Here is a 23,678-nt window from a genome sequence, read left to right on the forward strand (position 1 = left end):
TATAGATATTGTCGATAATTCATAGAGATAAATCTATCATAAAATAGAGAAAATTGGCATTGATTCGCATCGCATATAAATTGTTTATCCGCTTCTTTCAGAGGGAATCCCTCTATTTACTTCTATTTTTGTATGTTTCTATGGAATTAAATGCGGACCGATTGAAACTTAAATCGGGAGAACAAAGAATCGGGCGAGCTCTTACTGTAACAACCACTCACTTGGAATGGCAAGAAGAAGGCAAAACAAGGAAAATTCCATTGAATGAGATTTTGGGTATAGAAGTTGGATACGACGGTATCCCCGTTTGTGCCGATTATTCTTCCTTTGGAAAGGAAAACTGTGATCTTCTCCTCTTTCGACTCACAAAAACAAGCGCCTCTTTCGTGAAAAAAGACTCTCCTTTGGAATTGGAAGTGGTTCCTATTTCTAAAATCAATACTCTACGAATCGAATGGGATGCTTCCCAAACGGAATTGAAACGGTTTGTACAGCCTGGCACAAAAGGGTTTTGGAAGACCGAAATTTATACGGGAAATGCGATCTTAAAATCCAATGAAAATGATGTTTGGATATTGCAAACGGAAGAAGGAGAAAAAAAGGAAATCTCACTTTCACTTTCTCAAATCCAACATTTTGAAATCAAAGCAAAACCGAAATTAACTCAAACTTTGATCACAGAATCCCCTCGACTGATTCCCGGTTATGCGCCCATCCAAGAGAAAAAATATCTAAAAGCAACACTTTTGTTCGGTGGCGCCTTTCTTTCTGCCTTAGGGATGGCTTACGAATACAATCAATCCGTGCAAGCGATCAATAACGATCAGGAATTCATTCCCGGTCCCGACGGAAGGATATACATCGTAAGCAATGTTCTCTCTACGGATCGTTACGATTTCCACAACCAAAGATTTCAAATCTATACGGGTGTCTTTACCGCTATCATCGCCTATTCCTTGTTCGATAGTTTTTATTTGGGGCAAGTGGAATCCAAAAACGGAAACACAGGTTCCGTCCGGATCAAACCGAACATTCGCTCTTATGCTTCTCTTCCAGGAAGACAGGGACAAGGAAACGTAAACTCAGATTCCATGAATATGAATTACGGATTGGAAATCGAAACTCGCTTTTAGTATGCGGTTTTGCGGATAAACAAGTTTTTAAAATTCTGTTTGAACCGAACTAAGTTCCAATGAATTAAAAACATAACAGGAATTTGATCCAAAGTACATAACGCACCGCAGCTTCCCTCTTCATTCTCTTTCGACCAAGTGATTTTTCCCTTTAGGTTTCCGTAACATTTGATCCCCACCCAAAGATCGAATTCTGCTTCCGTGTTCTCCGGATAAAGTTTGGAAACGGGAATGTAAAATTGATTGAGATAAATATAAAATAAAGCTGTGTTTTCTTCATCCGTTTCCGTTTTTAAATCGACGGAACCGAAGAGAGGGACGGCAAGCATTCGATCCCTGAAAAAATAAGGATTCAATACTCCTCCGAAAAAGAACATAAAGCCGATGATGGCAGGATAGATCACGAATAAGGCGAAGTAATCTTTGATTTCCAATTCGGAAAAAGTTCTGGTAATGAGTTCCGGCGAATACAGTAAAGTGAATAAGGAAATCAAAGAAGGTAGAATGAAAAAAGCGGTGATAAATACATGCCTCGGTTTCGGGAGTTGAAAGAGATTGATCTTATTTGTGGAAATATGTTTTTGAACGTTTTGTATCCATCCTTCGTGCCTGTTGTGGCGGCTTAGGATTTCATATTCTTCCACAGTGATTTTCATGAGCTTCAATACATAACCCGGAAGCAAAATTCTGGACTTTGCGATCGTAATTTCCAAAGCGAAGAACAAACTTAGGATACAGAAAGGGAGTACGAAAAGTACGCCTGTATCTAAGAATAAGGAATAATTATAAAGCGCATGCAAACTGATGCAGAAAAGAAGACCTGCAAAAAGACGGAACCATTTCACTCGATTGGTTCCCGAAAAAAGAAAGATCATCACAAAACAACCGATGAGTCCCCCGTTGATCAAATGGATGGGAAGTGCGGTGATCGATCGAAGCACCTGGGACCAAAGTCCGGAATCTATAAAATATAAAATATTTTCAATTAATCCGAATCCTCCTCCCAAAACCAATCCGTAGAAAATTCCATCCGTAACGGTAAACTCATCCTGATTTTTTCTGAAAAAAAGATAGATGCCCAAAAGTTTGGAAAATTCTTCCACAGCCCCTGACAAAACGAATGCCTTAAATTCATGAGAAGGATAAGGATTAAAACTGAGGATACTTGCCTGGAGAAGAAGGGTCACTCCTGCACAAAACAAAGAAAAGGCGATTGCGGTATATTGTAAAAAACTTTCCGTGTGTCTGTAAAAATGGAAACGATAGAAAGAATAATAAAAGCCCAAAGTGGTCAGATTGATCATCACAATGATGAAATTGGAAAATGATAAAAAACCGGCCATCTACCCTTCTATTAACGACAAACGATCCGGCGAAATTGACGAAGCACAGGAGAATGTCGTATATATTCTACGTAAAATGCCTAGAAAATGCAAGGGAAAAGACTATTTGCCTAAGAGGCTCTTTACGGAAGATCGAATTCCTTCCACAGTCAAAGGATACATATCCAAAACGCTTTCTATCGCTTGGATGGTGGGAGCTCCCCAAAAACGTTTCGGTTCCGGGTTCAACCAAACGGAGTCAGGGAATTTTTGAACCAATTCTTTTAGGGAATCGATTCCACTCTTCCTCTTTCTTTCTTTTTCTCCGTCCGAATCCCTGTGATAGGAGTATGGATTATAAGGTGCACTGAAGAGTTCATAAGGAGCCATGTATGCATCTCCTACGAATATCAATTTTGTGTTTTTGCGGAATTTGTCTTCGAAATGTTGGAGAGTGATTCTTTCGTCGAAATTACTGGTTTTGTATAAAACATCATGAAAGATATTATGAAAAAAATAATTATGAACTTCTTTGAAGTGATAGATGCTTCTGCTTGCACTGAAAAGTTTGCTGACTCTTTCCGAATGAGGGGTCATGCTTCCTCCTATATCCATAATCAGTACCAAACGAAGGGAGTTTTTTCTGGATCTTTCCTCAATGATTTCGATCGCTCCCGCATTCTCACAAGTACGATCGATTGTTTTATCCAGATCGATTTCCTTTCTTCCTTCTTTTTTCAGAATACGAAGTTCTTTGAGTGCGACTTGAATGGAACGTGTATCTAAAATTTCATCTTCTCTATAGGCTTTATAATTTCTTTCCGTCCACAAACTAATTCCTGTTTTAGCTCCCCCTCCTTCTTCTCCTCCCATTTGGAATCCGTTCGGGTTAAAACCTGAATTTCCGAAAGGGGATGTGCCGGAAGTCCCGATCCATTTGTTTCCCCCGTCATGCCTTTCTTTTTGTTCTTCCAGTCTTTTTTTCAGCTCTTCCCAAAGTTCTTCGAATGAAAAATGAGGTGCGTTGTCTTTTTGTTCTTGGGAAAGAATTTTATCCGCCTTTTCTTCCAGCCATTCTCTCAAAAGTTCTTTGATTTGAATTCCTGTTTCGTTTAACTTTCCATAGGTTTTAGCGAAGGCAAGATCGTAACCGTCATAATGTTTTATATCTTTGGCAAAATTCAATCTGCCTACCCGGTACAAACGATCGATTGAAATGTACCCGGAAGGATCAGTAAGAACCCGGAGAGACTGCAAAAATGCCAAAAGTTCTCCCGTGGAACAAGGAACGGATTCCCTTCTCAGATTGTAAAAAAAGTCCAAGAACATAAGTTAGTTGAGATGAACCCTGTAGTCCTCTTCCGATTTGAATAAGGTTCCCGCAAAAGGAATGGAATTAGATTCCAGTTTTTCTCCGGAATGAAGAAGCACTTGGATCCAATCCAAAAGTTCACTGGTGGATGGTTTTTTACGAAGACTTTCTATTTTGCGAATGGAATAAAACATGGCCAATGCCTTTTCCATAAATTCGGATTCGATTTTCGGAAAATGAGAGAGTAGGATTGCTTTCATCGTTTCTCTTTTGGGAAACTCGATATAATGAAATATGCATCGTCTTAGGAAGGCATCCGGCAGTTCTTTTTCGTTGTTGGAAGTGATGATGACAAGGGGTCTTTCCTGAGCAACGATATGTTCTTTGGTTTCAGGGATAAAGAACTCCATTTTATCCAATTCCAAAAGTAAATCGTTCGGAAATTCGATATCTGCTTTGTCGATTTCATCGATGAGAACAACGGATCGTTTGGGGAAGGAAAAAGCTTCTCCCAAGGCTCCTAGTCGAATGTAATTTTTTACATCTCTCACTCGAATCATCGCTTCTTCTTCCGGGAAACGGGAGTCGTTCAGACGGGCAACCGCATCATAAAAATAAAGACCTTCTCTTGCCAAACTTGTGGATTTAATGTGCCATCTGTAAAAAGGAAGTTGTTTTGATTCCGCTACATAAGTGGCCAAAAGTGTCTTCCCCGTCCCCGGCTCTCCTTTGAGTAAAAGAGGTCTTTTTGTGATTTCCGCTACATGGACCGCTTCCCGTAGTTCTTCCGAAAGAATGTATTCTGCCATATTTGATACGCCTAAAGTATGGGATTTCACTCCCCGTTTCCAGTCCCATTTAGACAGAATTTGCATAGGAATCCATTAAAAATTGCTTTTTGAAAGAAATTGAATTCTCTAAACTTGTAAACGGATCGAATATAAAAATATGGCTGAATTTGATAATACCAAACGCGCAATCGGCGTCGGCAAACTAGACGACTCCGCACGGAAAGACATGTTTAATAAATTTGTCAGCGCCGGCGGAGAAGTGATAAAAGAAAAACCGGAACCTAAAGAGGACGAAAGTAAAAAGAATCGCCCCGACCCGAAAATTCGCCAAAGCACAGTTTCACGAGGCGGAGGGAATGACGGCCGTTCCAGAGGACAAGGTTCCGGATCCTCTTCCAGAGAAAGAGATTCCAAGGCCGGATCCGATTCTAAATCGAATGTCGATTTGAAAGCGGAATACGAAAAAGAAATCTCCAATTTTATGGCCCGTTTTTCTGTGAAACTCAAATGTTGGATGGGACGAGTGACTCCTTTCGGATCCAGTGACTTGAATCCCGGTTTCATGCACGAGCTCAGCACGAAAGCAAAACAAGCATTAATTGAATGTCATTATAGCGGAAACGAAATTCTAGGAAACCCTACGCATTCCCCTACGCTTTCCGCGAATCTGGATAAAATCAATCCGTTGTTAGTTGAGCTCATCGCGATGACTCAAAAACTTTACAACGGTCCAGAAATTACCGACATCACGGAACCGATTCTTGCCGCACCGAATTCTCCCGTGGGAATAGAAAGAATCAAACCGCAAATTTATTCCTTATTCAAAAGAATGTACGTTTTGTATCCTTACCAAGAAACTCTGAAAAAATCATTTCTTCAGGCATACGATGAACTTCAAAAACTAGAAAACAAACCTGCATTGATTTATGCGACCAAGAAGAAAAAAATTACGAGCGAAATCGATACCCTCTTCGATACCTTCTTCGAAAAACTCTACTTAGTTGTTATTCGTGCGGAAAACAAAAATATTCCGCTTATTTCCCGTTATATGGAATCTCTTTTGGATATCAAACCGGAGGATAGACCAGGACAAAGAAAAGTGGGAGAAAATGTTCCAGGCGGTGTAGATCCTAAAGCAAAGGCAGAGGAAGCAAAAAAGGAAGCCGAAGAAGAGAAAAAGAACGAAGAAAAAGAGCCGGTTTCCTTATCCAAAGAAGAAGCGTACGGACTTCGTTTGATGCAGATGTATTCCATTCCTAAACTCAGGAAGAAATTCGATCCTCGCAACGAATATAATTTCATTCCGGATACCGATAAGGCCATGCTTTCTTTGTTTTATTTCAAGGAATTTGACGATGAATATTCTTTCGTAATGACCACCAAAAAAATCGATCTCAAGCCGGTTCAGTTGAACGGAGTGAAGGTGGATTACAGACAGAAGATGTTGGATATTTACGAATCCACAAGAACCATAACGGATCAGTTTAAAATCTATCTGGATGTAATGAAGGAATTGCAGAAACATAAAGCAAATCCGGGAGCCAATTACATCGAAGCTTCCAAAAAATTGACTTCCATCGAACAAAAAAGAACCGGTCAATCGAGAACCGTTCGACTAGCAGTTAAGGATTTCGCACTTAAATCAAGAGACATTCTTCTGGAACTTATCAAGGATATGAAGTCCAAAAAAGAGATCGTGGGAAATATGAACGATCTGATCACTTTGGATGCGATGGAATCCCGCAAGAGGCTCAACAAAAAGCCGATTAAACAATGTATTATGGAAGCTTACTGTTATACTCTCGCCTTACATGATCGAGTGGAATCGGGCGATTTGTACGGTGGTCTTGTGGAACTCACTCCGGAACAATTGAAAGAATCTTTCGGAGTGGAAGCTCCTGTAGAAAGTGGGGAAAACATAAGTGTGGAAGAAAGCGGACTAGAACCGCAAACCTCTGCATTGGAAGAGAAAAAAAGCGCGCCTAGTTCTGTGGAAGTTTCTTCGGAAGGAAATGAGGATTTAGAAGACTTAGAACATGTGGATCATGATGATGACGATATCCTTCCTGAAGGAAATCCATTTTAATGCCTACGATCAAAATTTCCATCTATCAAAAGAACCTTCACAAACGCCTTTCGAAAGAAGAAATCACTAAAATCGCCTCTCAAAAGGCGAACTTTCTACTTCTCCCGGAAGGGTTTCCTCATTTTTTCCAAGCATCTTCTCCTGAGGATGCAACATCTCACGAAAAACAATACCAAGATCATCTTTTGGAAATTTCAGAATCTTATCAAGGTGTGATCATGGGAGGAAGCCACTATCGTTATAACGACGAAAAAAAGTTGGTTTCCGCATCCCCCATTGTCCAATCACTTGTGTTAGTTGACTTTTACGAAAAAAAGTCTCCTGTTGAAAAACAAGTTTCAAAAGGAGAAACGGAATCCATATTCATTATGGGTGGTTTACGTTTCGGAATTTTGCTCGGAGAAGATATTGAACAATCCTCTATTTGGGATGAATTCAAAAGAGAAGGAATCGAAGTGATCTTTCATCTTTCCTCTGAAAAAAATTCCAGAACCTACGAAGAAGATTTGGAATACTTCGGTAAATTATCCCGCGAAACGAAAACTCATATCATTCGGGTCTGCGGAATTTCGGAAACTCAGAAAGGGAGAAGTTTGTATGCATCGCCTTCCGGAATCAATTGGAAAGTAGGAAAAGTGGAAGAAGATAAGGATGTGTTGAAGACATTGTCCGTAACTGTAACGGGAAACTTCTTTTTATAGTCGTTTCCCGTTTTTCATTATTTCTTCAATTCTTCTTTCCAATTCATAGTTAGAAGTAAAATCACAATACCAACTGAGACGAATGAGTCGGCAGCGTTGAAAGCCGGCCATCTGTCGAACAATAGAAAATCGGGCCATTCAAAGTCTAGGAAATCCACCACACCGATAAACTCTAGTTTGGTTTTATCTGCAGCAAATCCCAAACGAAATCCTTCTCCGGGAATTTTAACGAAAAACTTATCCAGAAAATTTCCGAAGGCGCCCGCCATCACCAAGTTCCAGCCCCAAGGATTTCCTAGTTCCGAGTTGTTCCATCTGTAAAAGAAAAGAAAAACAATAGCAAAAGCGGTGGCAAATAAGGAAGGAAGAGAATTATCTTGCAGGATCCCGAATACGAAACCTGTGTTAAATGTTAAAGACAGTCTGAAAAAATCACCGATCACCGGAATACTTTCATAAGCCTGCATGTTTTTGATGATGATGTATTTCGTTACCAAATCGATTAAGAAGCCGAACATAACAAAAGCCAGATAATGCGGCTTGTAGACGGAGAAAAAAGGTTTTTCTGGAAATTTAATCATCTATACACTCTTTGAATCATTTTCGATTTTGATACGACCAAGCGGAACGCGCCAAAGCCCAAAAAGAAAGGCCTGCTAATATATAAAAGAGCAAACTTGGTTCTTTCCAGGATTTTTCGGCATAGTAAATTCCGAAATAGAAAAAAAGAGAGCCGAGAGTGCCAAAAGTCAGTTGTTCTTTCAATAAAAACCTTCTGACAGAAAGCGATTCCTCCTCTTTCCATTCGAATTTGAATTCTCCTCGATTCAATTTATATAAAAAATCGTTCAATTCCCTGGGAAGAGCCAAAGTGCTGGCGATGATTTCCTCTCCTTCTTCCCTCCATCTTTTTCGGAGAGAACCTCCTTTTAAAACCACCATAGAAAACGGTTTTTCCGCATATTCGAAGAGGGATCGGGCCGGATCCAGATAGGAAAAATTTCCCAAAAGAAGTGCTAAAACACGATGCAGGCTAAGGAAATTAGGAGGAAGTTTGAGAGAGGAAAAAAGACGTTTTAAGCTGACTTGTATTTCTTTTAAGAATTTCAGATCTTCCCCAGGTTTAAGAGTATCAAATCCCAGGTTTCGAAAGTTTTTTGTGGAAGATAAGATTCGATTCAATTTGGAAAGGGAATATTTTAGGATTTGGCAAAGTTCGTCTTTTTTAAGATTCTCACCTACCGCCCCCAGCTCCATCAAAGATTCCGCCATTGCATGATAATCTTTTCGCATAGCAGCGATTAATAGTTTTTCGAGAAGCCTGGATTCTTCTTCTCCGATTTCTTGGACGGCACCGAAATCGATAAAACACAATTGTCCCGTTTCCATAAAGATCAGATTTCCAGGATGAGGGTCCGCATGAAAGAATCGAAACTCGAAGATCATCAGCATATAGGCGCGGATGAGTTTTTCCAGATATGGATTTTTTCTTCCCGCCAGTTCTTCAGGCTGGAAGTCATAAATTTTTTTCCCTTCTACGAACTCTGTCACTAAAATCGATTTTGTACAGAATTCAACGATCGGCTCAGGGAAATAAAAATCCTTTTCGTTTTGAAAGCTTTGTCTTGTTTTTTTCAGATAATGCAGTTCGTTTCTCAGATCCAGTTCTTTACGAATCATCTCTTCCAACTGACTTGCCACTTCTTTGCCTGAAATTTTAATGAAAAAACGATCCACAATCCATAGAATTCTTTTGATTGTTTTTAAGTCGCCTCTCGCTTCCTCTTCGATCCCGTAGTACAATACTTTGATGGCAACCTTTCTTCCGTTATAGTAACCGGTATGGACTTGTGCTGTGGAGGCACTTGCATGAGCATTTGAATTTAGATCCGTAAATAATGCGCTCATAGGGGTGGAAAAATTAGCGGCCCATCTGGCTTCGATCTCCGAAAAGTCCCTGGGAGGAACTTTATCTTGGAGGTCTTGCAGTTCCCATAAAAATTCTTCCGGCAGGATATGAAACAAATTGCTGACGAACTGACCTATCTTGATATACACTCCGCCTAACGAGAAAAAAATCTCTTTCGCTTTGTTTCCCCGATTCTGCAAAAAGGACTTTTTGTTCGCTTCCCATTTTTCCGAGGATAAAAAAGGTTTTTGTAATTTGGATTTCAGATAATAATGAAGCCAGGTTTTAATTACAAAGGAATAGATAGTTCTGGAACGGGCTTTGTTTTTTCTCTGAGTCATTATTTTCGCCTAAACTGATAAATCGATTCTATGCTTTCTAATATTTCAATGTTGTCGCCTATATAGGCTTCTTGGCTTTTCTTTTTTCCGGAAATCACTTCGTAAATTTCCCTGTAGATTCCCAAAAATGCGTTCGATTTTTCCTTTTTAGGGAACCGTTTCGGCAGGATAGGAACCAGGCTGTGAAAACCGGAATACAACTTAGATGGTTGCGCTCGGAAAAATTGAAACCCGTCGTTTGAAAGAACGACTCTGTATTCTTCTGTGAGAATGTCCAATTCGAACTGAAAGTATTTCCTACCTCCGGATACATCCAAGAGAATTTCTCCTCCGGAAGGTAAAGAGAACCAAGCAGTGGCACGGTCTTCGATGGTTCCTAGTTTGGGGAAGATGACTTTCGCATAATTTAGTTTAGGTTTTCCGAAAAGCCAATGGATGAGATCCAGAGCATGGGTTCCGTCATGAAGAAGCGGCCCTCCTCCTAAACTAGAAAACGCAAGCCCCGGATTTTTGGCGGAAGTGAACACTGAGGCTCTTACCGATTTTACCTCACCCCATTGTTTCCTTTGCAGATGGTCTCGAACGAATTGATATTGAGGATGGTATCTTCTTTCGTGATTGATCCAAATTTTTGTTCCCTTTTTGTCAGAAAGTCTTTTGAGGATTTTTGCCTCTTTCGCCTCTAAAGAGACAGGCTTTTCGATCAAAAGATGGGGAATGCCCAAGGAGATCAGTTCCTTCGCCAAAGGAAAATGAGAAGAGCTGGGAGTCGCGATGATCGCTAAATCTTGCGAAGCAAGCAGTTGTTTTTCGGAAGAAGTAAGGGAAGTAACGGATAGATCTTTCTCGGAAAAGAAAATACGGGAAGGCAAAGACCATTGTTTTTGAAACTCTTCCCTTCTGGAAATTTCTTTCTCGAAGGCGGCATTGAAGGAAAAGCGGGATTTACCCCAGGAAGAGAACAAAACGCCCGCATGAGTGCAGGGTTTGTTTCGAAAGGGATCCGCTTCCAGGCGGGTGGCGATCCTTCCTAAACCGATGAGAATCGTATTGATTTTGCGATTTCGCATTTAAGTTTTTCTTCCAAATACCCCCTTTCCTTTCATAATGGTCAAGGGTAATATGATAACATCTTTTTCTTATTCTCTGTCAACCATTCAAAAAGTACTGAATCAGAATGTGAGTTTCGAATCTTCCGAAAATCCTTTTGTCCGAACCATTGCGACTTCTTCTATGGAATGCAAAACCGGTTCCCTCTTTGTTCCCTTAAAGGACAAAAGAGACGGTCATGAATTCATTCCCGATGCGATTTCCAGAGGAGCTTCCTTTTTCCTTTGTGAAAAAAACCATCCCATATTACGAACATTATCCGAAAAAGACAAAGCAAAGGCGATTTTAGTTTCCCATACATTGGAAGCTTTAGGTAAACTGGCTCGTTTTCATAGAAATAGATTTTTTCCACTAGTAATCGCAGTCACTGGTTCTTCCGGGAAGACATCCACCAAAGATCTGCTCGGCAATTTATTTCAATTCCTGCCAAAATCGGAAGTAGTCATTACAGAAAAAAATTATAATAATGAGATCGGAGTTCCGTTCACTTTGTTCCGAATCAATGAAAAGACAAGGGTGGTCATCTGCGAGATGGGAATGAACCACAGAGGGGAAATAGAAAGACTTTCTAGAATCGCCACTCCTCAGATCGCTCTTATCACAAATGTGGGATCGGCACATATAGAATATTTGAAAAAACCGGAAGAGATCGCTTTGGAAAAAGCGGATATTTCTTTGGGTCTCTCTGACGGAGGAGTTTTATTTGTACCTGAGAATGTGGAATTTAGAAAAATCATAGAAAAGAAATTGAAGGCAGAAAAAAGAAAGCTCGTTTTTTGGAAACAATCGCAATCCTCTCGACTGAAGATTCTGGAAACGAAAAAAAGCGGCTTTTTACTTTCTTACTTAGGAAACAAAGTGGAATGGAAACTGCCAGGAACAACCCTTCTAAGTAATGTTAGGGGAATGATAGAAGTTGCTGAATATCTAAAGCTGGAAACTTCCCATATCCTCAAGGCAATTTCCTCTTTCAAAGCTCCCGACAAAAGATTGAATCTCAGAAAAGGATACTTCACTTTAATCGACGATACTTATAATGCGAATCCTGAATCTATGCTTTCTTCCGTAGACGCAAGCGTACAAATTGCAAAAGGAAAAGAATTGGTTTGGATCTTGGGAACCATGAAAGAATTGGGAAAGTTTTCTTCCCACTACCATAGAAAGGTGGGAGAATTTTTATGGGAACATCCGGAAGGGATTCTTGTCACTTATGGAAAAGATGCACGCGAAATTGTAAAGGCTCGAAAAGCGGGAGTTTCTTTCGACGAAGGAGAAGAAGAAAATTTGATTCGTTGGGTTCAAGATAGAATCCCGAAAGGATCCGTCATTCTATGCAAGGGTTCCCGTTCCATGAAGATGGAAAATCTTGTGAAATCCCTTTCCGAATTTAAGGCTTGAATCCTTCCGCCTACGGAAAGAAATAGGAATATGTCCGAAATCAAAGGAAAAGTCGCCGTAATTATGGGATCTCATTCCGATTGGGAAACCATGAAGGAAGCTTGTAAATTATTGGAGGAGTTTTCCGTTCCTTACCATAAAGAAATCGTTTCCGCACATAGATCTCCCGATCTAATGTACGATTTCGCCAAAGCAGCTCATGCAAACGGCTATTCGGTGATCATTGCAGGTGCAGGTGGAGCAGCTCATCTTCCAGGTATGACAGCTGCACTCACCACATTGCCTGTGCTAGGTGTTCCCGTACAATCCAAAGCACTTTCCGGACAAGACAGCCTACTCTCCATCGTTCAAATGCCGAAAGGTGTTCCCGTTGGAACTTTGGCTATAGGAACCAGCGGTGCCGCCAACGCAGCTCTACTTGCCATTCGTATCTTATCCATATCCAATCCTTCTTTAACAGACAAACTTTCCGCTTATGCAGAAAGACAAAAGAAAGAAGCTCTCTCTTTAAACAAAGATTTGAATCTTTAAAATCGGAATCTCCAGTGAAATCCAAAAAAATAGGAGTGCTCGGATCGGGACAATTAGGACAGATGATGGCTTTGGAGGCCCTCCCTCTCGGTTTCGATTTTTATTGTTACTCTCCAGATCCGGTTTCTCCTGCAAAAAAAGCGGGAGTCACCGATTTTGTGGGAGAATATACCGATTATGATTCACTTGGTAAATTTCTTGAGAAAATAGACATTTTAAGTTTCGAATTCGAAAACATTCCGGGAGACACTCTTCTATTTTTGGAAGATTATTCCCAAAAGAAAGGATTGGAGATTTTTCCGAATCCCAACTCTCTTCGAATCGCACAGGATCGATTTTTAGAAAAATCCCATTTCTCTAAATTGGGACTAAACACTCCTAAAAATCACCATCTAACAAAAGATAATGCAAATGACAAAGTATCTATCCCCTTTCCTTGGATCGTAAAAACACTTCGATTCGGTTATGACGGAAAAGGGCAAACTAAGGTAACAAACGAATCCGACTATCAGGCATTTTTATCCCAATCCTTTCCTACGGGAAAGGAAGAATATTTAATCGAGGAAGTCATTTCCTTCGATTTGGAAGTCAGTGTGATTCTCTGTCGTTTTCAAGACGGAAACATTTTATCTTACGGAACGATTGAAAACATTCATAAAAATCACATTTTGGATGTTTCCATTTTTCCTGCCCGCATTGAACCGACATTATCCGAAAAAGCGGTTCAAATCGCGTCTTCACTAGCAGACTCTCTGAATTATGTAGGGATTATGGGAGTGGAATTTTTCATCAGAGAGAATCAAATTTACCTGAATGAATTTGCTCCTAGACCGCATAACTCCGGTCATTTCAGCCAAAATGCGGAGTCATGTTCTCAATTTTTGCTTCATCTATATGCTGTTTCCGGACTAGGAAAACCGAATTCTTTTTCTCCTAAGCCCGCAGTGATGAAAAACATATTAGGAAACGATTATAGACATTCTTTGGATCTATGTTATCAATTGATCAAAGATGATCGTTATTCCTTGCATTTGTATGGGAAAGAAGAACCCCGAGCAGGAAGAAAGATGGGGCATCTTAATTTTAAAGGAGAGTTTAAGGATTTAGATCCTAGATTCTTTCAAATTTAACCGGCTTTCTTTTCTTCTAAAAACGCTTCTCCCCAAGAACGAACATTCCCTGCTCCCAAACACAATAGAATGTCTCCATGCGCTATAGACTTCCGAATCAACGTTAGATCCTCTTCTATATTTCCGGAAAGAACTTTCGGTTCTAAGGCTATGATATGTTTGGCGATTGTAGAAGTGGATACGCCTGGAATTTCCTTTTCTCCTGCAGTATAAATAGGAAGCAAATACAATACTTCACTTGAAGAAAGTGCTTCTGCCAGTTCTTTTTGCAAAAGGTCTGTTCTAGTGTATCTATGAGGTTGGAATAAAACGACTAATTTCCCGTTTCCTTTTTTGGAATTTTGAATCGATTCAATCACTGTTTTGATTTCCGTAGGATGATGTCCATAGTCGTCCATCACAGTGATTCCATCTTTTACGCCTAACACTTCTTGTCTTCTTTTGACTCCTACATATTCGGAAAGGATGGATGCCGATTTTTCCCATTCGATTCCTGCGATGAATGCAGCTGTGGCAGCGCAAAGTCCGTTCAGCAAATAGTGTGTTCCAGAGAAAGGCAGATTGAGTTGAAAACGAACTTCTGAAACTTTTACATTCAATCGATCTTCCTCGAATTGAAAATGGATCAAGTGAAGTCTATCGCCTAATTTGAGTTTTAGTTCTTTCAAAAGGGAGTCGGAAACATCCCAGAAGGAAGGAAGTAAAATCCAAAGATGAAAATTTTTAGAAAAAGTGGGTTCCGTGGCGATTCTTGCCAGAACGGATTGAATTCCAGGATCTTGCCCTTGTACGATTGCATGTCCGGGAAGAAGTGGTCCAAGATAGGATTGAAAAGCGACTTCTAATTTTTGCCTGTCACCGTAATGATCCAGATGGTCGTTATCTACGTTTGTCGCAATACGGATGTTTGCCGAATGTTTGAGAAAGGTTCCGTCCGATTCGTCCGACTCATAAACGCCCCACTCTCCTTTCCCTGCCTTTCCCCCTCTTTTGCCTAAAAGGGCGGTATCGCCTCCGATCATAATCGTGGGATCTTTTTTTTCCGTTTCCAAAATTTGAGAAACCATTGCAGTTGTGGAAGTTTTTCCGTGAGAGCCCGCCACAGAAATAGATTTACCTCTTTCAAAAACCCTATGAAGTACATCCGATCTATGAAACATAGGTTTGGCGAAAGCCTGCACTTCTTTGTAAACGGAATGATTTTTATCATTCACTGCGGAACTGTAGACGATGAAATCAAAATCTTTCGTTTCGATTCCGGAAAGATCGTTTCTTATTTTAGCTCCTCTTTCGGAAAGAAAATCGGTGATATCGGAAGACTTTTTATCGTAACCTAAAACGCCAAAACCCAGATCCAAAAGAATATGGGCGAGACTGGACATCCCGCTTCCTCCGATTCCTAAAAATAAAACCCTATCTCCGGGAAGAGAATCAATCAAAGGCATAGATCTTCAGTGAGGAAAAAAATAAGATATGGTTTGGTATGCGGCATTCACATTGGAGAGACGAAGAGAATTGTGACCCATTTCTTTCAATTCGTCCGGATTCGTTTTCCAAGTGAGAAGGTATTTCACAAGAAGACTAGGATCGTCCGAAGTGGAATGGATGGTGAGAGCCGCTCCTTCCTTTTCGATATAATCCGCATTTTCCTTTTGATGATTGTCCGCAGCATAAGGATAAGGAATGAGAACCATCGGAAGTCCGAAAACCAAACATTCCGCAATCACTCCTGCTCCGGATCTTGCGACCACAAGATTGGCCCATTCGTAATTAGGCTTCATATCGTTCGCATAAGATATGATTTCCGTGCTTCCTTTTGATTTACTCAAAGTTTCATCGTAAAGAGAAGTTCCCGTTAAAACCCGAAATCTGAATTTTTGAAACACGTCCGGATTTTCAGTCGTTTTCAAAATCATATTATTGAGTTGTCTTGCTCCCTGAGAGCCACCTAATACAAGTACATTGACTATGTTTTTTCTGCCTTCATGAAGATTTTCATTCTGGCGGATTCCCATCGTCTGAGGGATGATTTTTTTTCGAATCGGGTTTCCGATGACTTTGTAAGGAATTTTGGAAGAAATCGGATCTCTAGTAGGAAAACTAAGAGCTAACTTTACTGCAAATCTTTGGAAGTATCTTGTGATTTTACCCGGAACGCAGTTTTGTTCGCATAGAAATAATTTTTTCCTAAAAAGGATCGCATATAGAATGGCAGGAAGACTGGAATAACCTCCCATTCCAATAACAGCTGTTACTTTTCTTTTTTGGAAAGCAATGCATGTCTTGGTAAATTGAAGTAAAAATAAAAAAGGATAAATCAATGCGCGCATTCCCCTGAATTGAGGGGAATTATGCCAAATCACTTCGCAAGGAGGAGACTGGAGATCCGGATTGTCTTTGTTTCGAAGTAAGGAATGTATATAGACTTCGGAAACGGAAAAAACTTCTTTCTTCTCCGTTAGAACTTCCGCCAATGCGACTCCGGGAGAGATATGCCCTCCGGTCCCGCCTGCGGCGATTACGATCGATTCCTTCATAAGGCCAAATTCTCCTTTCTGGTTATATTGGCAAGGATTCCCATAAGTATAAAGACAGTGATCAGAGAAGACCCACCATAACTTAGAAAAGGAAGTGATATTCCGGTTACAGGAACGAGACCGGTCACTACGTACAGATTGATCAGAATTTGAATGGCAAGTAGAAGTAAAATTCCAGTGCCCAGATAAAATCCCAACTTATCTTTCACTTTGACAACCAACTGAAAGGTTCTATGCAAAAGAAAAAGAACCATAAAGAAGAAAATTAAAAAACCTAAAAATCCGAAATCTTCTACGAAGGCTGCCAGAACAAAATCGGTATGGCTGTATGCCAGATAACGATGGGAATACCCCGACCCGATCGGTTTTCCGAAACTGGCTCCGTCGAAAAATGCGCGAAACGATGTTACCAATTGATGCCCTTCGTCAAACCTGTATTTGTATGGATCGAGCCAAATATCCAATCTCTTTTTTCTATATCCTACCTGTGTGACCAAAATGAGAAGCAACGGAAGAATGGAAACGGCAAGGATCAAAATTCTTTTGAAGGGAAAACCCGCCATGATCACAAAAAAGAAAATGACTACTAGAATCTCTACGGTAGTACCAAACGCAGGTTCAATGATGATTAAAAACAATATCAGAAGAATCGTAAAAACGGAGACTAAGTTTTTTCGATCCCATTTGATTTTTTTGGGATCAAAGGTTTGAAAGAACAGGGAAAGAAAAAGCAAAAGGCTGATTTTACTGAATTCGGAGGGTTGGATTTGAAATCCTCCTATTTGAATCCATCTGTTGAAACTTCTTCCATAAGATGTACTGACCGATTTTCCCAATCCTGGAATAAATACGGAAACCAAAAGAAAAACACTGAGAAGGCAAAACGGAAAGGAAAACTTAACGAGCCAAGGATAAGGAATCTGCGCAAAAACCAGAAATAAAAAAATCCCAGCTCCACCCCATAGCAACTGTTTGTTGAGATAGTAATAAGGATCCGCAAATTCCCTTTCCGCAGGAATTACGGAAGCACTGAACATAACAATGATTCCGAATCCGAAAAGAAAAAACAGTGAGAATAACAGCGGCAGGTCAAACCGTCTTTTGCCGATTGCAAAAACTTCCGAAATAGACCTGAACATAAGGTTACTGGATCTTCAAGGTGGAAAGGGAAATGATCGCAAGTATGATCCCTATGATCCAAAATCGAATCACCACTTTTTCTTCGGACCATCCCAAAAGTTCGAAGTGGTGATGCAGAGGCGCCATCTTGAAAATTCTTTTTCCTCTTAATTTAAAAGAACCTACTTGCAACATTACGCTGAGGGCTTCCGCAACGAAGATACCTCCCAAAATCACAAGAAGTATCTCTTTTTTTAGCATAATTGCAGTTAGTCCCAAAGTGGAACCCAAAAACAAGGAACCAGTGTCTCCCATAAATACTTGTGCAGGATGACAGTTGAACCATAAAAATCCCAGTAAGGCTCCGGATAGTCCTGCTAGAAAGACGGAATATTCGTGCGCTCCGGGAAGATAAGGGATGTTCAAATAATTTGCCGCGACAGGAGTTCCTGAAACATAGGCAAGAAGTGCCATGGTCGCAGTGGCAATAACGACCGTTCCGGAAGCAAGTCCGTCCAAACCATCCGTCAAATTGACAGCGTGAGAACTGCCGATCAGGACGATGATCGCAAAAGGAACAGCTAACACTCCCAATGTGAGAACAGGACCTTTGAAAAAAGGAAGGAATAAGTCGGTGATCTCGAACAAAATCCCTTTGCTTGCGACTGTGTTTGGTCTTCCTGAGATATAATAGAAGATATAAGTGACCGTGACTGCGATGAGGATGGTAACTAAAAATTTGGTTCTTGCTCTCATCCCTCCTTTGATCTTTTTCACGGACTTCATGTAATCGTCGCTAAATCCTAACATACAGAAGGCGATTGCGGAACCAAGAAGTAGAAGTATATTTGGATTGGTCAGATTTCCCCAAAGCAAGGTGGAGATTGTGAGGGAGACGATCATCATCAGTCCGCCCATCGTAGGAGTTCCCGATTTTGCAGCATGGGACTCAGGACCGTCGTTTCGCACGGATTCCTTGAATTTCAAGGATTGTAGAAATCCGATCATGGATTTACCATAGAGGAAGGTAAAAAACATCGCAGTCAAACCCGCCATCATAGCGCGTAAGGTCACGTAGTGAAAGATTCTCAGGAATCCCAAATCATTGCCAAAGGTCTCATAAATCCAATGAAACATAGTTACTATTCTCTATCGGTCCGATTCTATTTTTTGAAAAGCTTTCTCTACTTCTTCATAATCTACGAAATGGGTTTTTTCCTTTCCGATGATTTGATAAGTTTCATGGCCTTTTCCTGCCACGACCAGAATCCCGTCTTTTTCCAGAAGCTCGATTCCTCTTTGAATCGCCTCTCTTCTGTCCAAAATGGTTTCGTATCTTTTGAATCCTCTGGAAAACCCCGCTTCTATCTGGTCAATGATAGAACCAGGGTCTTCCGTCCTGGGATTGTCGGAAGTGATGATTACATAGTCGGAATGTTCTTCCGCAAGTTTGGCCATAAGGGGACGTTTGGTTCTGTCCCTGTCTCCCCCGCATCCGAAAATACAAATCAACTGTTTGGGACGAATCTCCACACAGCTTCTTAGAATATTATCCAGTGCATCCGGAGTGTGTGCATAGTCTATGACTGCGATTCTTGTTTTGTCTCCGGAAGGGATTACTTGGAATCTTCCGGGGACTGTAGGAATGTTTTCGATGGCTTCCAGGATGGATTCCCAAGGAAATCCCAACTCGAAGGAAATAAAAGCCGCCAAACTGACATTAAATACGTTGAAGTTTCCCAGAAGGTTCGTTTTTACTCGCCTAACTTCAATAAAGGGAAGATTTTTTTCCTTTTTATGAAGCCTGAACTCGCTTCCTGTTAAGGAAAGTTTGACATGAGTGAAATTGAATTCTCCAGCTTTCCCCATAAGATAAACGGGAGAAGAAAGTTTTGCTTCCATGATTTTTTCGACAAGTGCTTCTCCGCCGGGAGAATCGGAAGCAACGATTCCGAACTTGTTTTTCAAAGAGGAAGATTCCAAAAGTTGGAAAATTTTGTATTTGCTGGAAAGATAATCTTCCATATCAGGATGAAAGTCCAAATGGTCTTGTGTTAGGTTTGTAAACGCAGCCCCTTGCAATTCCATTCCTGAGGTTCTGCCCAATTTCAAACCGTGGGAACTCATCTCTATAAATACATACTCCACACCTCTTTCTTCCATCTCTTTCAAGATCAAATTCAAAGAAGAAGCATCCGGTGTCGTATAACCGGTGTCACGGATCTCATTTAGAATTCGGATATGAACGGTTCCTATAAGTCCGCATTTTTTTCCCAAACGAGTTGCGATATGAAATAGGATAAAAGTGAGAGAAGTTTTTCCGTTGGTTCCTGTAATTCCCACTACCTTCAAACGTTTGCTGGGACTTCCTGCGAGAATCGATGCGATTTTGCCGTGAATGTCTCCTACATATCCTTCCGACTCCAGAACATTGGGAAATTCTTCGATTCCTTTCGTTTTCAATTGAGAAGCAGAGCCGAAAACCGTTTTCACTCCTCGATTCTTTGCTTCTTCCAAAAACGATGTCAGTTTTTCTGTCTGTCCTTCCGGAAGAACGAAAATATCGTTCGAAGAAAGTTTTCTGGAATCGGCCCAAATGTATTCCACATCCGTAAAGGCGTCTCCTTTTCTTACTTTCAACTCGGGGACTTTTTTAATCAGTTCTGCTATTTTCAATTTGAATCCTTGTTTGGCGGTGTCGGCACGGGAGGCAGCTCAATGGTTACGGTTCGATTTCCCAAACTGATAGGAAGGTATTGATATGTTTTGCGATACAATGCTTCTATTCTTTCTGCAGAGGTATAGGAGACAATTCCGATTTTTAACTCGTCGTTTTTACGAACTAGATCTTCTTTTTCCGCATTTTTCTGATGGATCATTCTTTTCCATTTTGCGGTTTCGATTCCCTGCCAAACCAAAAAGTAAAAAAGAACATAAAGAGGAAATAGGAATAGAATCGGTTGCAAAGGAGTGATGAATTCCAAAAAAAACTGAGGCAGATTTTTTGCAGGAATTGAAAAGGAGAACTTCATCACTAGACCTTACTATTTATATCGGAAGAATTTTAGAAAGTCCTCTCAGCTTCGCGGATCTGGAAGCGCGATTGGAACGAATTTCTTCATCTGTAGGAAGGATCGGCTTTTTCGTTAATATGCTGAAATCTTCATTTGCCTGCAAATCTCGAAATGCCCACTTCACGATTCTATCTTCCAAAGAATGAAAGGAGATGCATGCAATCACTCCTCCCGGAAGAAGCAAGGATGCCAAAGAACGAATTCCTTTGTCTGCATGTTCCAATTCTTGGTTTACTTCGATCCTGAGTGCTTGGAAGATTCTTGTAGCGGGATGAGCCTCTTTCGGCCAAAACTTACGAGGGATGGAAGCTTCCACTAATTTGGCCAAATCAAGATTGGTTTCGAATTTATTCTTATGACGCACTTGTACGATGTTATTTGCGATTTTTAGCGCCCATCTTTCCTCTCCGTAGTCCCAGAAGATTTTTTTGAGCTGGATCACGCTGCTGTAATTCACTACATCCGCTGCCGTTTTATTTCCGAACTGAGGTTCTAATCTCATATCGAGAGGTTCTTCCTGCTTGAAGGTGAATCCTCTTCCCGAATGCAGAAAATGAAATAAGGAAACTCCCAGATCTACCAAAACACCATCCAGACCTGGACATCCCGCTTCTTCTAAAATGGATCTATCGATTTCGGAAAAGTTCATCTGGAAAGGGAAAACTCTGGATCTATGGGATTCCAGATTCTGGAGAGCTCTTGCCAGCATGACTGAGTCACGGTCTACCAAAATGAGTTTGGCCTGGGGGAATTGTTCCAAAATCAACCGGGAATGGCCTCCTTCTCCTGCGGTTCCATCTAAAAACCAGCCGGGGGAAGACGAAGTCGTTTGGGAAAGAAGAGAGAGAACTTCCTGGGGAAGTACGGGAATATGAGGAGAAAGGGTCACGTCTGACTTTCTTTTTCGGATTCTTTCAAAATCCTTGCAATCCTTTAATGATCGACCCAGATGGAAAGTATCTATGAGTTCTTACGAAGAGCATTCCCACAGAAAGAATCTTTTCAGTGTGGGGAAACTGGGTTATGCCAAGGGAGACAGACCCGCAGTCGATTGCATTCTTTGCGGAGTGAGAGACAAACTGGAGATCGTTCCGAATCTAACCATCGCATCCACAGATCTTTCCATCGTATCTGTAAATTTATTTCCTTATAATCCCGGCCATATCATCATTTTCCCCAAAAGGCATATCACCACTTATCTGGAACTTACGGAAGAGGAAGCATCCGATATTCACCGCCTAACACAAAAGACGATGAGAATTTTGGAATCTCATTGGAGAGTGCAAGGATTTAATTTAGGCTATAATTTAGGGAAAAACAGCGGAGGATCTATCCCGCATATCCACGAACACATCGTACCTAGATTTCCCAATGAGGCGGGGTTTTTGGATGTGTTCGCAAATACCAGAGTCGTTATTTACGAACCTTATAAAATGTTGGAAGATTTGAAAAAACTTTGGAACGAGTTCGAGTAAGAACTCGCTTCGGCGCCTTTATTCAGTTTTTCTTCTGATAAACAGTGTGCCCCAAAAACTTGAACCTGTCGGAGATTCCGAACATGGTTTCGGAGTGACCTAAAACCAAAAATCCGAAAGGCTTCAATAAATCGTCGAATTGAGCGAATAGAGTTTTTTGCGTAGGTTTGTCGAAGTAAATCACAACATTTCTGCAAAAAACCAAATCCACTTTCTCTTTGATCGGGAAAGGATGATGGAGTAAATTGATTTGTTTGAACTCGATCAAATTTTTCAAATGAGCTTTTGCTTCATAATAGATTTGATCGCCTTTGACTTGTTTTGTGAAATGTTTTGCTTTCATTTCCGCACTTACAGGATCCAATCTGTCCGATTTATAAATTCCTGTTTTGGCGGTGGAAAGAACCTGAGTGTCTATGTCCGATGCATAGATTTTCACATTCCAACCGGGTTTGTTTTGAAAGTATTCGTAAACAGTGATCGCAATGGAATAAGGTTCTTCACCTGTGGATGCGGCAGAACACCAAATGCGAAGCGTTTTGTTGCCGGAAGATTTTGCTTCCTCTTCCATATGCGGGAAATAATTATTTTTTAAAAATTCGAAGTGGTGGTTTTCTCGGAAAAAATCGGTTTTGTTTGTTGTAATGCGATTGATGAGTTCCTGCATCTCTTCGCTGGCAAACTTAGGATCTTTTTTTAATCGGCTCACATACTCTTCGTAAGAAGGAATGTTCAATGTTCGGAGACGAACATTCAGCCTGGACTGCACCATGATTTTTTTATGAGGCGCTAAAAAAATGCCCGCCTGTTTATAGATCAAATCCTTGATGTACTCGAACTCAGGATCGCCAATCGTATTTAAAACTGTTCTAAAGTCCAAGTTCGCCTCTCAATCATTCGACAAGTTGACTAGCCTCTGACAAGCTGTTTTTTAGAGCCTGTCAGGATTATGAAAATAGGAATCGTAAAACATCTAAACGCTCGCCCCCTTACCTACTTTTTCGAAAAGGAACCGGGGTTCGAAGTATTTTCGGAAAATCCAAGTGTCCTTGTGGAAGAACTCAAACAAGGAAAATTGGACTGCGCTTTGATTTCTTCCATAGAATGTGAAAGAAATTCCAAAACCTTGGATTACTCCCAATCTGTGGGAGTTTGCGCGAAGGATTTGGTTCGTTCCGTTCTTTACTTTCAGAATAAGACGGAAAAAACTCCTCCTTTCGAGGTGCGCACGGACAGCGGCTCCAGAGCCAGTGTGGCTCTTTTGCAATGTTTGTTCTATCTGGCACATGGGAGAGTTCCTAATGTAATCCCCACAAAGGCGGTGGAAATCAGCCAAATGATGGAAGAGACAAAAAAATCCCATCTGCTTTTCGGAGATCATGCGCTTTTGCATACGGCTCCTCCCGATTACGAAATTTTCGATCTGGCCACATGGTGGAACCAGCTAACCGGGAAATATTTTTGTTTTGCCTTCTGGGCGTTTCCTAAAGGAAAACAAATCCAGGATGCTTTCTTTATCGAAGCTTTGAAATTCGGATTGAACCACCTGCCAGAGATCATCCAAAACGAAACCCGCCTTCCCACTGCGATCGTAGACCGTTATTTAAAGAAAGAACTTCATTATTTTCCGGAGGAAAAGAACTTAGAAGGGTTTCGGGAATACATTCGGATCTGCAGAACGATCGGAATTTTGGATTAAAAATCGAAAA

Annotated in this window: 22 protein-coding genes; 8 read left to right on the plus strand and 14 right to left on the minus strand. The window is 40.8% G+C overall.

Translation table 11 applies throughout. The annotated features are described in order from the left end of the window. Positions 1 to 59: 59 nt before the first annotated feature. Complete coding sequence (locus tag EHS15_RS14570) at positions 60 to 1,133, plus strand: LB_137 family protein (RefSeq protein ID WP_246052171.1); 1,074 nt, start codon at positions 60 to 62, stop codon at positions 1,131 to 1,133. Here the strand turns inward: EHS15_RS14570 and EHS15_RS14575 are convergent. The 3 genes from EHS15_RS14575 to EHS15_RS14585 all read right to left on the minus strand — a co-directional run bounded on the left by EHS15_RS14575 (position 1,130) and on the right by EHS15_RS14585 (position 4,576). Beyond that, entirely contained in the window at positions 1,130 to 2,476 is a 1,347-nt protein-coding gene (locus tag EHS15_RS14575) for a PrsW family glutamic-type intramembrane protease (RefSeq protein ID WP_135761284.1), read from the minus strand. The genes EHS15_RS14570 and EHS15_RS14575 overlap by 4 nt on opposite strands. Positions 2,477 to 2,578: 102 nt before the next feature. Continuing rightward, entirely contained in the window at positions 2,579 to 3,784 is a 1,206-nt protein-coding gene (locus EHS15_RS14580) for a VWA domain-containing protein (RefSeq protein WP_135761285.1), read from the minus strand. A gap of 3 nt (positions 3,785 to 3,787) precedes the next feature. Then, positions 3,788 to 4,576 carry an AAA family ATPase gene (locus tag EHS15_RS14585; RefSeq protein WP_135761498.1) on the minus strand — a complete coding sequence of 263 codons (789 nt, stop codon included), beginning with the start codon at positions 4,574 to 4,576 and terminating at the stop codon, positions 3,788 to 3,790. Positions 4,577 to 4,715: 139 nt separating this feature from the next. On the opposite strand from EHS15_RS14585, the gene EHS15_RS14590 reads away from it, so the two are divergent. Further along, the gene (locus tag EHS15_RS14590) at positions 4,716 to 6,644 is read left to right on the plus strand and encodes a hypothetical protein (protein ID WP_135761286.1); all 1,929 of its coding nucleotides are present in this window, start codon (positions 4,716 to 4,718) and stop codon (positions 6,642 to 6,644) included. Further along, positions 6,644 to 7,345, plus strand: coding sequence for a carbon-nitrogen hydrolase family protein (locus tag EHS15_RS14595; protein WP_135761287.1), 702 nt, complete (start codon positions 6,644 to 6,646; stop codon positions 7,343 to 7,345). The genes EHS15_RS14590 and EHS15_RS14595 overlap by 1 nt, the downstream gene beginning before the upstream one ends. Positions 7,346 to 7,362: 17 nt before the next feature. Here the strand turns inward: EHS15_RS14595 and EHS15_RS14600 are convergent, their stop codons facing one another. Genes EHS15_RS14600 through EHS15_RS14610 form a run of 3 tightly spaced genes read right to left on the minus strand, consistent with a single transcriptional unit; the run spans position 7,363 to position 10,665 of the window. Beyond that, positions 7,363 to 7,923, minus strand: coding sequence for a lipoprotein signal peptidase (locus EHS15_RS14600; RefSeq protein WP_135761499.1), 561 nt, complete (start codon positions 7,921 to 7,923; stop codon positions 7,363 to 7,365). Positions 7,924 to 7,942: 19 nt separating this feature from the next. Beyond that, positions 7,943 to 9,595, minus strand: coding sequence for an ABC1 kinase family protein (locus EHS15_RS14605; RefSeq protein ID WP_135761288.1), 1,653 nt, complete (start codon positions 9,593 to 9,595; stop codon positions 7,943 to 7,945). Continuing rightward, the gene (locus EHS15_RS14610; protein WP_135761289.1) at positions 9,595 to 10,665 is read right to left on the minus strand and encodes a Gfo/Idh/MocA family protein; all 1,071 of its coding nucleotides are present in this window, start codon (positions 10,663 to 10,665) and stop codon (positions 9,595 to 9,597) included. The genes EHS15_RS14605 and EHS15_RS14610 overlap by 1 nt, the downstream gene beginning before the upstream one ends. Before the next feature lie 52 nt (positions 10,666 to 10,717). Here EHS15_RS14610 and EHS15_RS14615 point away from each other — a divergent pair, with 52 nt between their 5' ends. From EHS15_RS14615 to EHS15_RS14625, 3 genes are read left to right on the plus strand one after another with little or no spacing between them, the layout of a single operon-like run. Beyond that, positions 10,718 to 12,103: a UDP-N-acetylmuramoyl-tripeptide--D-alanyl-D-alanine ligase gene (locus EHS15_RS14615; RefSeq protein ID WP_135761290.1), complete on the plus strand. Its 1,386-nt coding sequence runs from the start codon at positions 10,718 to 10,720 to the stop codon at positions 12,101 to 12,103. A gap of 30 nt (positions 12,104 to 12,133) precedes the next feature. Then, on the plus strand, positions 12,134 to 12,634 hold the full coding sequence (gene purE / locus EHS15_RS14620) for a 5-(carboxyamino)imidazole ribonucleotide mutase (RefSeq protein ID WP_425460647.1): 501 nt from the start codon (positions 12,134 to 12,136) through the stop codon (positions 12,632 to 12,634). Positions 12,635 to 12,648: 14 nt separating this feature from the next. Next, positions 12,649 to 13,764, plus strand: coding sequence for a 5-(carboxyamino)imidazole ribonucleotide synthase (locus EHS15_RS14625; RefSeq protein WP_246052174.1), 1,116 nt, complete (start codon positions 12,649 to 12,651; stop codon positions 13,762 to 13,764). Here EHS15_RS14625 and murC read toward each other — a convergent pair. From murC to rsmH, 7 genes are read right to left on the minus strand one after another with little or no spacing between them, the layout of a single operon-like run. Further along, on the minus strand, positions 13,761 to 15,209 hold the full coding sequence (murC, locus tag EHS15_RS14630; protein WP_135761291.1) for a UDP-N-acetylmuramate--L-alanine ligase: 1,449 nt from the start codon (positions 15,207 to 15,209) through the stop codon (positions 13,761 to 13,763). The genes EHS15_RS14625 and murC overlap by 4 nt on opposite strands. Before the next feature lie 6 nt (positions 15,210 to 15,215). After that, entirely contained in the window at positions 15,216 to 16,301 is a 1,086-nt protein-coding gene (locus EHS15_RS14635) for a UDP-N-acetylglucosamine--N-acetylmuramyl-(pentapeptide) pyrophosphoryl-undecaprenol N-acetylglucosamine transferase (protein ID WP_135761292.1), read from the minus strand. Continuing rightward, positions 16,298 to 17,440, minus strand: a complete 1,143-nt coding sequence (locus EHS15_RS14640; protein ID WP_135761293.1) for an FtsW/RodA/SpoVE family cell cycle protein — start codon at positions 17,438 to 17,440, stop codon at positions 16,298 to 16,300. Before EHS15_RS14640 ends, EHS15_RS14635 begins: the two co-directional genes overlap by 4 nt. Before the next feature lie 4 nt (positions 17,441 to 17,444). After that, on the minus strand, positions 17,445 to 18,557 hold the full coding sequence (gene mraY / locus EHS15_RS14645; protein WP_135761294.1) for a phospho-N-acetylmuramoyl-pentapeptide-transferase: 1,113 nt from the start codon (positions 18,555 to 18,557) through the stop codon (positions 17,445 to 17,447). A 12-nt stretch (positions 18,558 to 18,569) separates the two neighbouring features. Then, positions 18,570 to 20,096, minus strand: coding sequence for a UDP-N-acetylmuramoyl-L-alanyl-D-glutamate--2,6-diaminopimelate ligase (locus EHS15_RS14650; protein ID WP_135761295.1), 1,527 nt, complete (start codon positions 20,094 to 20,096; stop codon positions 18,570 to 18,572). Continuing rightward, positions 20,093 to 20,452, minus strand: coding sequence for a hypothetical protein (locus tag EHS15_RS14655; RefSeq protein ID WP_135761296.1), 360 nt, complete (start codon positions 20,450 to 20,452; stop codon positions 20,093 to 20,095). The genes EHS15_RS14650 and EHS15_RS14655 overlap by 4 nt, the downstream gene beginning before the upstream one ends. 16 nt (positions 20,453 to 20,468) lie before the next feature. Further along, positions 20,469 to 21,383, minus strand: coding sequence for a 16S rRNA (cytosine(1402)-N(4))-methyltransferase RsmH (gene rsmH / locus EHS15_RS14660; RefSeq protein WP_135761297.1), 915 nt, complete (start codon positions 21,381 to 21,383; stop codon positions 20,469 to 20,471). Between the two features lie 73 nt (positions 21,384 to 21,456). Here rsmH and EHS15_RS14665 point away from each other — a divergent pair, with 73 nt between their 5' ends. After that, positions 21,457 to 21,969, plus strand: a complete 513-nt coding sequence (locus EHS15_RS14665; RefSeq protein WP_135761298.1) for an HIT family protein — start codon at positions 21,457 to 21,459, stop codon at positions 21,967 to 21,969. A gap of 22 nt (positions 21,970 to 21,991) precedes the next feature. Here EHS15_RS14665 and EHS15_RS14670 read toward each other — a convergent pair whose 3' ends face one another. Beyond that, entirely contained in the window at positions 21,992 to 22,849 is an 858-nt protein-coding gene (locus EHS15_RS14670; protein ID WP_135761299.1) for a CheR family methyltransferase, read from the minus strand. 69 nt (positions 22,850 to 22,918) lie between these two features. Here EHS15_RS14670 and EHS15_RS14675 point away from each other — a divergent pair, with 69 nt between their 5' ends. Continuing rightward, positions 22,919 to 23,668, plus strand: coding sequence for a menaquinone biosynthetic enzyme MqnA/MqnD family protein (locus EHS15_RS14675; RefSeq protein ID WP_135761300.1), 750 nt, complete (start codon positions 22,919 to 22,921; stop codon positions 23,666 to 23,668). Positions 23,669 to 23,678: the final 10 nt, after the last annotated feature.

Origin of the sequence: Leptospira idonii (assembly GCF_004770995.1) — a bacterium.
GTDB classification, from domain to species: Bacteria; Spirochaetota; Leptospiria; order Leptospirales; family Leptospiraceae; genus Leptospira_A; species Leptospira_A idonii.

Excerpts from the sequence above, each read along its gene's own strand:
- EHS15_RS14575 (WP_135761284.1), bottom strand. The coding sequence starts at position 2,476 with ATGGCCGGTTTTTTATCATTTTCCAATTTCATCATTGTGATGATCAAT.
- EHS15_RS14580 (WP_135761285.1), bottom strand. The coding sequence starts at position 3,784 with ATGTTCTTGGACTTTTTTTACAATCTGAGAAGGGAATCCGTTCCTTGT.
- EHS15_RS14585 (WP_135761498.1), bottom strand. The coding sequence starts at position 4,576 with ATGGCAGAATACATTCTTTCGGAAGAACTACGGGAAGCGGTCCATGTA.
- EHS15_RS14590 (WP_135761286.1), top strand. The coding sequence starts at position 4,716 with ATGGCTGAATTTGATAATACCAAACGCGCAATCGGCGTCGGCAAACTA.
- EHS15_RS14595 (WP_135761287.1), top strand. The coding sequence starts at position 6,644 with ATGCCTACGATCAAAATTTCCATCTATCAAAAGAACCTTCACAAACGC.
- EHS15_RS14605 (WP_135761288.1), bottom strand. The coding sequence starts at position 9,595 with ATGACTCAGAGAAAAAACAAAGCCCGTTCCAGAACTATCTATTCCTTT.
- EHS15_RS14610 (WP_135761289.1), bottom strand. The coding sequence starts at position 10,665 with ATGCGAAATCGCAAAATCAATACGATTCTCATCGGTTTAGGAAGGATC.
- EHS15_RS14615 (WP_135761290.1), top strand. The coding sequence starts at position 10,718 with ATGATAACATCTTTTTCTTATTCTCTGTCAACCATTCAAAAAGTACTG.
- purE (WP_425460647.1), top strand. The coding sequence starts at position 12,134 with ATGTCCGAAATCAAAGGAAAAGTCGCCGTAATTATGGGATCTCATTCC.
- murC (WP_135761291.1), bottom strand. The coding sequence starts at position 15,209 with ATGCCTTTGATTGATTCTCTTCCCGGAGATAGGGTTTTATTTTTAGGA.
- EHS15_RS14635 (WP_135761292.1), bottom strand. The coding sequence starts at position 16,301 with ATGAAGGAATCGATCGTAATCGCCGCAGGCGGGACCGGAGGGCATATC.
- EHS15_RS14640 (WP_135761293.1), bottom strand. The coding sequence starts at position 17,440 with ATGTTCAGGTCTATTTCGGAAGTTTTTGCAATCGGCAAAAGACGGTTT.
- mraY (WP_135761294.1), bottom strand. The coding sequence starts at position 18,557 with ATGTTTCATTGGATTTATGAGACCTTTGGCAATGATTTGGGATTCCTG.
- EHS15_RS14655 (WP_135761296.1), bottom strand. The coding sequence starts at position 20,452 with ATGAAGTTCTCCTTTTCAATTCCTGCAAAAAATCTGCCTCAGTTTTTT.
- EHS15_RS14665 (WP_135761298.1), top strand. The coding sequence starts at position 21,457 with ATGAGTTCTTACGAAGAGCATTCCCACAGAAAGAATCTTTTCAGTGTG.
- EHS15_RS14675 (WP_135761300.1), top strand. The coding sequence starts at position 22,919 with ATGAAAATAGGAATCGTAAAACATCTAAACGCTCGCCCCCTTACCTAC.